At 59.3% G+C, this 12,446-nt stretch carries 12 protein-coding genes; 8 read left to right on the forward strand and 4 right to left on the reverse strand.

The window, feature by feature from the left end; translation table 11 throughout:
* Positions 1-9: 9 nt before the first annotated feature.
* From ACRQ1B_RS04800 to ACRQ1B_RS04815, 4 genes are all read right to left on the reverse strand, one after another.
* Entirely contained in the window at positions 10-798 is a 789-nt protein-coding gene (locus tag ACRQ1B_RS04800) for an ABC transporter permease (protein WP_153354633.1), read from the reverse strand.
* A 10-nt stretch (positions 799-808) separates the two neighbouring features.
* Positions 809-1,684, reverse strand: a complete 876-nt coding sequence (locus tag ACRQ1B_RS04805) for an ABC transporter permease (protein ID WP_432292513.1) — start codon at positions 1,682-1,684, stop codon at positions 809-811.
* A gap of 80 nt (positions 1,685-1,764) precedes the next feature.
* Positions 1,765-2,871 carry an ABC transporter substrate-binding protein gene (locus ACRQ1B_RS04810; protein ID WP_432292514.1) on the reverse strand — a complete coding sequence of 369 codons (1,107 nt, stop codon included), beginning with the start codon at positions 2,869-2,871 and terminating at the stop codon, positions 1,765-1,767.
* Positions 2,872-2,999: 128 nt separating this feature from the next.
* Positions 3,000-3,908, reverse strand: coding sequence for a MurR/RpiR family transcriptional regulator (locus tag ACRQ1B_RS04815; RefSeq protein WP_432292515.1), 909 nt, complete (start codon positions 3,906-3,908; stop codon positions 3,000-3,002).
* Positions 3,909-4,077: 169 nt separating this feature from the next.
* Between ACRQ1B_RS04815 and ACRQ1B_RS04820 the strand changes: the two genes are divergently transcribed.
* The 8 genes from ACRQ1B_RS04820 (at position 4,078) to ACRQ1B_RS04855 (ending at position 12,390) form a co-directional block, all read left to right on the forward strand.
* Positions 4,078-4,854 carry an N-formylglutamate amidohydrolase gene (locus ACRQ1B_RS04820; protein WP_432292516.1) on the forward strand — a complete coding sequence of 259 codons (777 nt, stop codon included), beginning with the start codon at positions 4,078-4,080 and terminating at the stop codon, positions 4,852-4,854.
* Between the two features lie 128 nt (positions 4,855-4,982).
* On the forward strand, positions 4,983-6,500 hold the full coding sequence (locus tag ACRQ1B_RS04825) for an amino acid permease (protein WP_432292517.1): 1,518 nt from the start codon (positions 4,983-4,985) through the stop codon (positions 6,498-6,500).
* A 78-nt stretch (positions 6,501-6,578) separates the two neighbouring features.
* Positions 6,579-7,949 carry a glutamine synthetase family protein gene (locus ACRQ1B_RS04830; protein WP_432292518.1) on the forward strand — a complete coding sequence of 457 codons (1,371 nt, stop codon included), beginning with the start codon at positions 6,579-6,581 and terminating at the stop codon, positions 7,947-7,949.
* Positions 7,950-8,032: 83 nt separating this feature from the next.
* Entirely contained in the window at positions 8,033-8,473 is a 441-nt protein-coding gene (locus tag ACRQ1B_RS04835) for a helix-turn-helix domain-containing protein (RefSeq protein ID WP_432292519.1), read from the forward strand.
* Positions 8,457-8,882: a type II toxin-antitoxin system VapC family toxin gene (locus tag ACRQ1B_RS04840; RefSeq protein WP_432292520.1), complete on the forward strand. Its 426-nt coding sequence runs from the start codon at positions 8,457-8,459 to the stop codon at positions 8,880-8,882. Before ACRQ1B_RS04835 ends, ACRQ1B_RS04840 begins: the two co-directional genes overlap by 17 nt.
* A gap of 30 nt (positions 8,883-8,912) precedes the next feature.
* Positions 8,913-10,298, forward strand: a complete 1,386-nt coding sequence (locus ACRQ1B_RS04845) for an aldehyde dehydrogenase family protein (protein ID WP_432292521.1) — start codon at positions 8,913-8,915, stop codon at positions 10,296-10,298.
* Positions 10,295-11,440, forward strand: a complete 1,146-nt coding sequence (locus tag ACRQ1B_RS04850; RefSeq protein WP_432292522.1) for an iron-containing alcohol dehydrogenase — start codon at positions 10,295-10,297, stop codon at positions 11,438-11,440. The genes ACRQ1B_RS04845 and ACRQ1B_RS04850 overlap by 4 nt, the downstream gene beginning before the upstream one ends.
* Before the next feature lie 233 nt (positions 11,441-11,673).
* The gene (locus ACRQ1B_RS04855; RefSeq protein WP_432292523.1) at positions 11,674-12,390 is read left to right on the forward strand and encodes an AAA family ATPase; all 717 of its coding nucleotides are present in this window, start codon (positions 11,674-11,676) and stop codon (positions 12,388-12,390) included.
* The last annotated feature ends 56 nt before the right edge of the window (positions 12,391-12,446 follow it).

Raw genomic sequence — 12,446 nt, forward strand, 5'->3', positions numbered from 1 at the left:
GGAAAACCTTTAAGGACGTGACTGTGTCAGCTTGCCGAAGCGCGACACGAGCTGGATGAGGCCCATGGAAAGCCAGGTGATGGCAAAGGCGATGATGGCGAGTGCGGAAGGCTCATAGGCCTTGTTGGCGCCGACGAGCTGCAGGTAGGGGCCGAAGGCCGGGCGGTTGAGGAGCGCCGCCATGGTGAATTCGCCGATGACGATGGCAAAAGTGATGAAGGCGCCCGACAATACACCGGACATCACGTTCGGGAAGATGCAGCGGAACATGATGGTCGGCCACTTTGCGCCGAGAATTTCGGCGGCTTCCGTCAGCGTGCGCACATCGATCGTGCGCATGGCGGTATCGACCGAGCGGTACATGTAGGGCAGCGACAGGGTGATGTAGGACATCACCAGCAGGATGTTGGTGCCTAGCAGCGAACCGGTGAAGGGAATATAGGAGGCCGAATTGTAGAGCCGCAGGTAACCGAATACGATGACGATGGCCGGGATGACCAGCGGCATCAGCGTCACGAACTCCACGAAGGGGCGCATCTGCGGCAGGCGCAGGCGGACCCAATAGGCGGTCGGAACCACCAGCAGCATGCCGAAGACGATGGTCAGCAGCGCCATCAGCATCGAAAAGCCAAAGGTCTGCTGGAACTGCACGTCGGAAAATACCGAGCCATAGGCATCCAGCGAATATTCTCCACGGCGCATGCGCAGCGAAAATTCGAACGTGCCGGCCAGCGGCACGAAGAAATAGGTGACGCCGACGGCGATCGCGAACCAGGCGAAGAATTTGGTCATCTTCATGATCGCGCCCTCACTTCTGCCAGCGTTCGGCGCGCATGCGCAGCCAGATATAGAGAATGTTGGAGAGGCCGGTAATGACGATCATGCCGAGCGCCAGCGCATAACCGAGATTGGGGTTATGCAGCACGTCACCGCGGATCTGCGCATAAAGCAGGATCGGCACGATGTTGAGCGAGGCGCCGGTCAGCGCATAAGCCGTGGCGATCGCGCCAAAGGCATTCGCGAACAGCAGAAGCGATGTCCCGAGCAGGCTTGGCCACAGGATCGGCAGCCCGATCATGCGCCAGTATTGCCAGTTGGAAGCGCCGAGGATTTCGGACGCCTCGCGCCATTCCTTCTTCAGTCCGTCCAGCGCCGGCGTCAGGATCAGCACCATCAGCGGGATCTGGAAGAACATGTAGGTGATCGTCAGGCCGAAGAAGGAGAGAAGGTTGAAGCCGGTCGAATAAAGATTGAAGCCGAACCAGTCGCGCAACAGCACGGTGACAAGGCCGGTGCGGCCGAGCGTGGCGATGAATGCGAAGGCAAGCGGCACGCCGGCGAAATTGGAGGCGACGCCGGAAAAGGTCAGCAGGCCGGAACGGATCCAGGACGGCAGGCCGCCAAGCACGATCGCCCATGCCAGGAAAAATCCGATCAGCGCGCCACCCAGCGAGGAGGCCAGCGAGACCTTGATCGAGATCCAGTAGGCGGACATGATGGTCGGCGTGAACAGGTCGACGATGTTCTGGAAAGTGAACTGACCTTGCGCGTTAAAAAACGCGCCGCTCACCAGATAGAGCGTGGGGACGATCAGGAACATCAGTGCAAAGATCAGGAACGGCGCAATACCGAGCCAGTCGATGATCGTGCGGCGATCGATGAACGAAGAGGATGCGGTGGACATTCGGCCGCCGTTTCTGCCGGAGGAGAGAAAAACCTCCCCGCGCGAACGGCGGGGAGGCCAATGATAAACCCGTTAAAGGATTACTGAATGTTGGCGCCGACGACCTTGTCCCACTGGGTGGTGATGGCGGTCTTGCCCTTGTCCTGATCGTCGAGCGTCGGGAAGATCGCCTTTTCATAGGCGGCAGCCGGCGGCAGGGCGTCGAGCATCTCCTTCGGGATCTTGTTGTTCTTGGCAAGATCGTTGAAGCGGATCGGATGGCAATAGCCCTTGAGGTAACCGATCTGGCCTTCGTCGGAATAGATATGCTCCATCCAAAGCTTCGCGGCATTCGGGTGCGGCGCGTAAGCCGAGATCGCCTGAACGTAGACACCGGCGACGACGCCCGATTCCGGAACGACGACTTCGAGCGGCGGGTTGCCCTTCAGCGTGTCGCGCCAGGAGAGACCGTTATAGTCCCAGGCGATGACGATTGGGGTGGAGCCCTGCGCCAGCGAAGCGGACTTGCCGATGACGGGCACGAAATTGCCGGCCTTGTTGATTTCGGCAAACAGCTTCAGACCGGCTTCGCCAGCCTTGGTGGCATCGGTTTCGCCGGCAGCGATACCGGCGGCATAAACGCCCTGGACGGCCTGGTTGGACGAGCGCGGGTCACCGGCGAGAGCAACCGAGTTGGCGTAGTCCGAACCGGTCAGGTCCTTCCAGTCCTTCGGTACGTTCTTGACGATGTCGGTGTTCACGATGAACGACAGAACGCCGTAATAATCGCCGTACCAGAAGCCTTCGGCATCCTTGGCGTCGTCCGGGATCGAATCCCAGGTGGAAACCTTGTAAGGCTGGATCAGGCCTTCCTTCTTGGCGGACGGGCCGAAGGAGAGACCGACGTCGATGACGTCAGGTGCCTGCGGGCCCTTGTTGTCCTTGTTGGCCTTGATGGCTTCGATTTCGTCGCCCGAGCTGGCATCCGGGTTCAGTTCGTTGACCTGAATTTCCGGATACTTCTTCTTGAAGCTGGCGATGACTTCGCCATAACCGCACCAGCTGTGGGGCAGGGCGATGGTGGTGAGCTGGCCTTCCTTCTTGGCGGCTGCAACCAGTTCTGCGCTCGGCTCGGCGAAAGCAAAACTGGTCGAAGCGACGACCATGGCGGTGGTGATGGACAGAAGACGTCTGGTCTTGGTGATCACGGTATCCTCCTGGGTTTCAGATTGTGTCGGCGACACTCGTAGAGCCGGTTCATGTATCGTATGTGACAGTATGCACAGCTGCGCATGCATCAATGCAAACACTTGGATTTCCACCGGTTTTCAGTGAACTATCCGTGATTTGAGCGATCGTTTTTCGCCAGACGGCGGAAAAGGCGGCTTCGCTCGAAAAGATTTTCCAAGGAATGCATGCGTTCTTTGGTGGTTTCCCAGCGCGCATTCTGCACGGCCTCGATCAGGGCCTCCACAATGAACAGGGTGACGACCGAAGAATCCCAGGCCGAAGGCGCCTCGATGCGTGCCTTGAAGGTGTGGCGGGCATGGCGAGCAACGGGCGAGGCCCAAAGATCGGTGAACAAGACGATGACGACGCCGGCCGCCTTGGCGGCTTCCGCCAGCGTCGCCATCTCCTGCTCGTAACGGCGGATGTCGAAAATCACCAGAACGTCGCCGGCATTCATGTTGAGCACATGCTGCGGCCAGGAACTGGAATTGTTGGAGATCAGTGTCGTGCGAGGTCGGATCACCTGCATGTGTGTGAAGAAATATTCGGCCAGCGCGCCCGTGATGCGGCCGCCGACAAAATAAAGATGCCGGTCGAGATCCTGCAAAAGCGCTGTCGTGCCGTCGAAGGCCGGGATGTCGAGTTCGGCCAGCGTATCACGCAGATTGTCGGTCACGGCTTCGGCGAACCGGTTGAGGATGTGCGTGTCCGGCGCACGGGCCGCCCAGCGGTCTTGCCAGTGATCGTGTTTGGCGATCGGGTTGGAGATCGTCGCTTCCAGCTCCTGACGCAGGCGCGACTGGAATTCGGGATAGCCCTTGAAGCCGAGCTTTTGCACGGCGCGCGCCACCGTCGCCGTCGAAACGCCGGCGTTTTCCGCGGTCGCGGTTATGCTGCCAAGCCCTGACACCGGATAATTCTCCAGCAGGCTATCCGCCAGTCGTCTCTCGGTCGGGGTCAGGCCGTCATAACTGCGGCGGATGACGTCTGACACTGTGCGCGAGGTTTCCTGCACGGATGCTATGTTCCCCTCCGGTCTCTGCCGGTTGATGAAATTAACAATTGCCGGGCCGTTTCTGTCAATGGCGGTATTGAAAAGATTTTTTCAGAAAGCCGATTGACCTTCTGCAAAAGATGAAGAATTCTTTTCTTCAATCTTCGTTAACGAATGCGGCGAGGCCTGCATGCTCGTTCAGTCGGCGGTTTTGACAGAGGCGGATGGCGATCCGGTTGCCGTGGAAAACGGCGGCGGTTGCAGCGATGTGCTGCTGGTCTGCGAACATGCTTCCAACCGCCTGCCGGAAGCCTACGGCGACTTGGGTCTGCCGGCGGATGCGCTCCACTCCCACATCGCCTGGGATCCGGGTGCGCTCGCGGTCTCGCGCCTGATGGCAACAAATCTTGATGCCACGCTGATCTATCAGCGCTTTTCGCGGCTGATCTACGATTGCAATCGGCCGCCGCAATCACCGGAAGCCATACGCGATGTCAGTGAGGTCTTTCGTATTCCCGGCAACGAGAACCTGTCGGAGGCGGAGAAGGCGCGACGCACGGCGGCGCTCTATCTGCCGTTTCAGAAGCGGATTGCTGAGGAGATCGCTGCCCGGACAAAAGCGCGCAGGGCGACTGTGCTGGTAACGGTACACAGCTTTACGCCGGTCTACTACGGAAAAAAGCGGCAAGTCGAAATCGGCATTCTTCACGATGCGGATAACCGGCTGGCAGACCGCATGCTGACGGCGGCAGCTGATACAAGGCTCTACCACATCGAGCGCAACGAACCTTACGGGGCCGCCGATGGCGTGACCCACACGCTGGAAGTTCACGCCCTGCCGGGGGGGCTTTTGAATGTCATGATCGAGATAAGGAATGATTTGATTGAAGAGGAGGTCGGCCAGAGGGTCGTGGCCGATTTCCTGACCGGTCTGCTGCGGGAAAGCCTCGCAGCCGGCGGTCGTTAGGACCCAAGGGAAACAGCACTGCATTCCACCGACACCGAAATATCGGGCGGCGGACACGAACTGAACTGGGGGCGCTCTCCGGCCATTCTGGCCGGTCGCCTGTTTTTTCTTTGATCAGGAGAGAAGGCATGGAAAGTTCATCATCAGGGGTCAGCTACAAGAAGGCTGACGCATCCTATTTCGAAAAGAGGCACCTATCCCGTTATGCGGGCGTGTGGTCGCTTTGGGCACTTGGCGTCGGAGCGGTCATTTCCGGCCATTTCTCCGGCTGGAATTTTGGTTTCGCCACGGGCGGATGGGGCGGCATGCTGGTGGCTGGCATCATCATCGCCATCATGTATCTCGGCCTGACCTTCTCGATCGCGGAGATGAGCCCGGCGCTGCCGCATACCGGTGCCGCCTATTCCTTCGCCCGCACCGCCATGGGGCCGTGGGGCGGTTTCATCACCGGCTTGTGTGAAAACGTCGAATACGTGCTGACGCCGGCGGTCATCGTCACCTTCATCACGGCTTACGTGAACACCATCCTGGGGCTGGATCCGGCCTATTCACCGCTTTTATGGGTGTTCTTCTACGCGGTCTTTCTCGGCCTCAACATTTTCGGGCTGGAACTGTCGTTCAAGGTGACGCTGGTGATCACGCTGATTTCGCTGGCGGTGCTGGTGTTCTTCTGGGTGAGCGCCATCCCGAACATGGATTTTTCCCGCTGGGCGCTGAATATCGGCGTCGGGCCCGATGGCGCGCCGATGGAACTGCCGGAAGGCAATGGCTCGTGGTTCCCCTTCGGGTTCTCCGGCGTGCTGGCAACACTGCCCTTTGCCGTTTGGCTCTTTCTCGCCATCGAGCAGCTGCCGCTGGCGGCGGAAGAATCCGTCGATCCGAAACGCGACATGCCCAAGGGTATCATTCTCGGCATCATCACGCTGATGGTATCCGCCTTCATGATCGTGCTGCTCAATCCGTCGCTGCCGGGCGTCGGCGCCTTCCATCTCGGTTCTGCACTGGAGCCGCTGCTCGACGGTTTCAAGGCGGTGTATGGCGATAGCGGCGTTGTGGTTCTCGGTCTCGTCGCGCTGACGGGCCTCATCGCCAGTTTCCACACGATTCTTTATGCACAGGGACGTCAGATCTATTCGCTCTCGCGTGCCGGTTATTTCCCGACCGCGCTGTCGATCACCCATTCGCGCTTCAAGACCCCGCATATCGCCATGTTGACGGGTGCGAGCGTTGGCCTCGCCGTCATGCTGGTCATCTGGTTTGCGCTGGGGGCTGAAGCGGGCGGCAGCGTCATCGGCGCGGTGCTGCTGAACATGGCCGTGTTCGGAGCAATGTTTTCCTACATCATGCAGGCAATCTCCTTCATCCTCCTGCGGAAAAACCTGCCGAATATCGAGCGGCCGTTCCGCTCTCCGCTCGGCGTGCCCGGTGCGGCGCTGACGGTCATCATCGCCTGCGTGACGCTGGTCTATCAGGTGCAGGACCCCAATTTCACCAAGGGTGTTTTGTGGGTCGCCGTGTGGTTCGCCGTTGCCATTGCCTATTTCGCGCTGATCGGCCGTCACAAGCTGATCCTGTCGCCGGAAGAGGAATTTGCGCTGGAGCACAAGGAAAAGGCGGTTGCCGCCTCGGCGGCTGCACGCGCCTGAGATCAGTGACGGAAGAGGGCCGGCGGCGTGCAGCCGCCGGTCGACATATCAGAAAATCCGATAAAATCGGGGTGCTGCATGACCACCGCATATACATTCGAAGACTTGAAGGCCGATGTCGCGGAAGGCGTCATCGATACCGTGCTTGCTTGCCAGGTGGACATGCAGGGCCGACTGATGGGCAAGCGCTTTCAGGCGGAATTTTTCGTCGAAAGCGCCTGGAAGGAGACGCATAGCTGCAACTACCTTCTGGCCACCGATATCGAGATGGAGACGGTGGGCGGCTACAAGGCGACGAGCTGGGAGGCGGGTTACGGCGATTATACGATGAAGCCGGACCTATCGACGCTGCGCCGCATTCCCTGGCTGGAAGGCACGGCTCTGGTGCTTTGCGACGTGCTCGATCACCACACCCATGAAGAGGTGCCGCATTCGCCGCGCGCCATCCTGAAAAAGCAGGTGGCGCGGCTGGAAGCCATGGGCATGAAGGCCTTCATGGCGACAGAACTTGAGTTCTTTCTGTTCGACCAGACCTATGAGCAGGCTCAGGCTTCCGGTTACCGCAGCCTGAAACTGGCGAGCGCCTATAACGAGGACTACCACATCTTTCAGACCACCAAGGAAGAGGATGTGATGCGGGCAATCCGCACTGGCTTGCAGGGAGCCGGCATCCCTGTCGAAAATTCCAAGGGCGAAGCATCGGCGGGGCAGGAGGAGATCAACGTCCGTTACACCGACGCCCTGACCATGGCCGACCGGCACGTGATCGTCAAAAACGGCTGCAAGGAAATCGCCTTCTTCAAGGGCAAGGCCATCACCTTCCTCGCCAAATGGCATTATTCAGCCGCAGGTTCGTCCTCGCATATCCACCAGTCGCTGTGGAGCAAGGACGGGAAGACACCGCTTTTCTTCGACAAGGACGGGGAGTGCGGCATGTCGGAAACCATGCGGCATTACATGGCCGGCCTGCTCGCCCATGCCGGCGAGATCACCTATTTCCTCGCGCCCTATATCAACTCTTACAAACGGTTCGTGGCGGGCACGTTCGCGCCGACCAAGGCGGTATGGTCGAAAGACAATCGCACGGCCGGTTATCGTCTCTGCGGAGAGGATACCAAGGCGGTGCGTGTCGAATGCCGTGTCGGTGGTGCTGATCTCAATCCGTATCTGGCCATGGCAGCGCTGATCGCCGCCGGTATCGACGGTATCGAAAAGAAGATGGCGCTTGAACCGGCCTTCGTCGGTGACGCCTACAGCATCAAGAATGTGCGCGAAATTCCGGTGACCTTACGGGCTGCGACCGAGGTGATGACCGGATCGGCCATGCTTAGAGAGGCTTTTGGCGACGACGTGATCGATCATTACACGCGGGCGGCGCGCTGGGAGCAGGAGGAATACGACCGGCGGGTGACCGACTGGGAAGTGGCGCGTGGGTTCGAAAGAGCATGAGGAAACCGCAATCGACCTTGCGGGATTGTTGAGTTTTTATCGATAATCGCCTAGGTTGAATGCAGGTTTTCAAGGATGAAGCCATGACCAAGATCGATAGTGACTGGTTTTATGCGAGGCTGAAGGAAATCGGCGCCTCCAGTAGCGAGCTTGCCAAATTTCTCAAGCTCGATCCGAGCTCCGTTTCGCGCATGCTGAAGGGCGATCGCAAGATGAGCGCCGAGGAACAGGATGGAGTGGCGGAGTATCTCAGGGTGTCGCCGCTTGAAATCGCCGCGCATCGGCGGGGAGGTGTCATCGGTTTCGCCGAGGATAACCAGAGCAGCTATGACAGCGCGATCGACGCTGCCGAGCATCCCGCCGAACAGCGCCCTCGGCGCATTAGGCAGGAAGGGCTCGATCTCGAAGCGACCAATTTTTACGATCGTGTGCGGGGATGCATGAAGGGCACGGTCACGATCGCAGCTGGTGTGGATTTGACTGAACCTGTCGATCCCGATTGGGCTGATGCCTATGAGAACTGACCGTTATCTGTTCGATACCTGCGCCTTGATCTATCTTGCTGAGGACGAGGCCATCCATGCGGACGCGCAGCGCGTGTTGCGCAGCATCGAGCCAGTTTCCGATCGGGTATGGGTTTCGGTCTTTTCAGCTTGGGAAATCGGCATGCTGGTCGGCAAGGGGCGCCTGATTATCCGCAGGGATCCGAAATTGTGGTTCGACGAAGCCGTTGCGAGACTGGCGGCGCGGCTTGCCAATGTGTCCTCCGACATTCTCCTGAAATCCTGTTTTCTTCCCGACCCGATCCATCGGGACCCAGCCGACCGTATCCTTATCGCGACGGCTCGCGAACACGACCTCACCATCATCACGCGCGATCGCGCCATCCTCGACTACGGGGCTGCGGGTCATGTCCGCACGCTCGCCTGCTGACACGTTGCTGAATTGGGAGTTTTTCTGGAAATGACGATGATCCAATGCATTTCACCGGTCGATGGTTCGGTTTATGCCGAGCGTCCGGTGCTCTCTCTCGATGCGGCAAAAGCTGCGGTTGAGCGTGCGCGAAAAGCGCAGAAAAACTGGGCTAAGCGGCCGCTTGAAGAGCGTGTGCAACTGGTGCTGAAAGGTGTCGCCCGGCTCAACGAGATGGTCGACGAGGTTGTGCCGGAACTGGCCTGGATGATGGGACGGCCGGTGCGCTATGGCGGCGAGTTCAAAGGTTTCAACGAGCGATCCAATTACGTGGCCTCCATCGCTGCCGATGCCCTGAAGCCGATCGAGGTGGAAGACAGCCAGAGTTTTGCCCGACTCATCAAGCGCGAGCCACATGGCGTCGTTTTTGTCATCGCGCCGTGGAACTATCCATACATGACAGCCATCAACACGGTGGCGCCGGCTCTGATGGCTGGCAATACCGTCATCATCAAGCATGCGGCCCAGACGCTTTTGGTGGGTGAGCGCATGGTGCGGGCCTTTGCCGAGGCCGGCGTGCCGGAAGACGTTTTTCAGAATGTCTTTCTCGACCACGAGACCAGTGCAGCACTGATCGCCGCCGGTTCGTTCAACTTCATCAATTTCACCGGTTCGGTGGAGGGCGGGCGCGCCATCGAGCGTGCGGCTGCCGGCACGTTTACGGGCTTGGGGCTGGAGTTGGGCGGGAAGGACCCCGGATATGTGATGGAGGATGCCGATCTCGATGCCGCCGTCGATACGCTGATGGATGGCGCGACCTTCAATTCCGGCCAGTGCTGTTGCGGCATCGAGCGCATCTATGTGCATGAAAGCCTCTACGACGCCTTCGTCGAAAAATCGGTAGCGTGGGTATCGAACTACAAGCTCGGCAATCCGCTGGATCAGGATACGACGCTCGGGCCGATGGCCAACAGGCGGTTTGCCAAAGTTGTGTGCGAGCAGGTGGCCGATGCCGTGGCGAAGGGTGCGAAGGCGCTGGTCGATCCCAAACTCTTCCCGGCTGATGATGGTGGCGCCTATCTCGCGCCGCAGGTGCTTGTGGATGTCGATCACTCGATGGCTTTCATGCGTGAAGAGACCTTTGGACCGGCGGTCGGCATCATGAAGGTGAAGAGCGATGACGAGGCGCTAGCGCTGATGAATGACAGCCAATACGGGCTGACGGCTTCGCTCTGGACCAAGGATGTCGAGCGCGCGTCACGCATCGGTGCTGAGATCGAGACCGGCACCGTGTTCATGAACCGCGCCGATTATCTCGACCCCGCGCTGGTCTGGACCGGCGTCAAGCAGACCGGTCGCGGTGGCTCGCTGTCGGTTCTCGGTTTCCACAATCTCACGCGTCCAAAATCATACCACCTGAAGAAGGTTACAGCATGAACATCGTTGCGAACTGGAGTTACCCGACTGCCGTCAAGATGGGGCGTGGCCGGATCAAGGAACTGGCAGAGGCCTGCAAAACGCTGGGCATGAAAAAGCCGCTGTTGATTACCGATCGCGGTCTTTCGACCATGGCAATCACGGCAACGGCGCTTGATATGCTGGAAGAGGCCGGTCTCGGTCGTGCGATTTTTGCTGAAGTCGATCCCAACCCGAACGAGATCAATCTCGAAGCCGGCATCAAGGCCTATCGCGATGGCGGACATGACGGCGTTGTCGCTTTCGGCGGCGGCTCAGGGCTGGATCTCGGCAAATGCGTGGCCTTCATGGTCGGGCAGGCGCGGCCGGTCTGGGATTTTGAGGATATCGGCGACTGGTGGACGCGGGCGTCCATCGAAGGCATCGCGCCGATCGTGGCGGTGCCGACCACGGCCGGCACCGGTTCGGAGGTCGGTCGTGCCTCGGTCATCACCAATTCGCAGACGCATGTGAAGAAGATCATTTTTCATCCGAAATTCTTGCCCGGCGTGGTGATATGCGATCCGGAACTGACTGTCGGCATGCCGAAAGTGATTACAGCGGGCACTGGCATGGACGCGTTCGCCCATTGCCTCGAAGCCTATTCTTCGCCCTTCTATCACCCGATGTCGGCGGGCATTGCGCTCGAGGGCATGCGTCTGGTGAAGGAATTTTTGCCGCGCGCCTATCACGAGGGCACGGATATCGAGGCGCGCAGCAACATGATGGCAGCGGCTGCCATGGGCGCGGTTGCCTTCCAGAAGGGGCTTGGCGCCATCCATGCGCTCTCGCATCCGATCGGCGCCGTCTACAATACCCATCATGGCATGACCAATGCGGTGGTGATGCCGGCCGTGCTTCGCTTTAATCGCTCGGCGATCGAGGAGAAGATCGCCCGAGCCGCCGCCTATCTCGGTATATCCGGCGGCTTTGACGGTTTTTATGATTACGTCCTTTCGCTGCGCGCCGAACTCGGCGTTCCCGAGACGCTTTCCGCCATGGGAATCACTCCGGATCGGCTCGACGAATTGTCTGCCATGGCGATCGAGGATCCGAGTGCCGGCGGGAACCCGGTGGCCATGACGCTGGAGAACACGAAAACGCTGTTTCGCGACTGCTTTTAACGTTTTTTCGGGCAGGGCGCTCTCGTCTTGCAGCACGAATAGTCAGAGAAACCCGCCGCTTGCCGGCGGGTTTTCATGTCTTATGGGCGATGCCCAAAACTCAATCATTATATTAACGATATCTGAATTAATATCTTGTTAACCATGATTGGAAAGGATGTGAACATCGGCGCCATGTTTCCCGGCGCCCCTTCAGGAGCGATGCGGCTCGCACCTTTTCGAGGATTTTTCGCATGCCAGTGATCTCATTCGCAAATGCCAAGGGCGGCGCCGGCAAGACGACGGCTGCCCTTCTGCTGGCAACAGAACTTGCTCATTCCGGCCACCGCGTGACGCTGATCGATGCCGATCCGCAGCGCTGGATCAGCCAGTGGGCGCAGATGTCCGGTTCTATCCGCAATATAGAAGTGATCTCCGAGGTGAGCCTTGCGTCGCTGCAATGTCATCTGCGCGAGATGGCCGCGCAGACCGATTACTTCATCATCGATCTTGCCGGTGCCCGCGATGCGCTGGTGACGACCGCCATCGGTCTTTCCGATCATGTGATGATCCCGGTCCAGGGTTCGGCCATGGATGCCAAGGGCGCGGCGCAGATCCTCGATCTTCTCGCCATGATGAAGGAAAAGGCCAATCTCGATATCGCCCATTCCGTCGTCCTGACGCGTGTCGCCTCGATGGTGACGACCAAGGCATTGGTGGCGATCAAGGGCCTGCTGGCGGCGCGCGGTGTCAATGTGCTGAACACGCCCATCAATGAACGCAGCGCCTTCAAGGAACTGTTCGAGGTCGGGGGCACGTTGCATACGCTCGATCCCGCAAAAGTCAGCAATGTCGACAAGGCGCGTGAGAATGCCGGTGCCTTTGCGAGCGAAGTGATGCGGCTGATGCCTGTCAGGGTCGTGCGTTCGGGCTTGCCGCGTATCTTGTCATTCCGCCGTCAGGCGGCGTGACGCGCGGACCCGGTCAGAGAGGACATCCCCCCGAATGCCTGTAGACGACTGGGCGA

It is taken from the genome of Endobacterium panacihumi (genome assembly GCF_050847465.1).
Taxonomy (GTDB): domain Bacteria; phylum Pseudomonadota; class Alphaproteobacteria; order Rhizobiales; family Rhizobiaceae; genus Neorhizobium; species Neorhizobium panacihumi.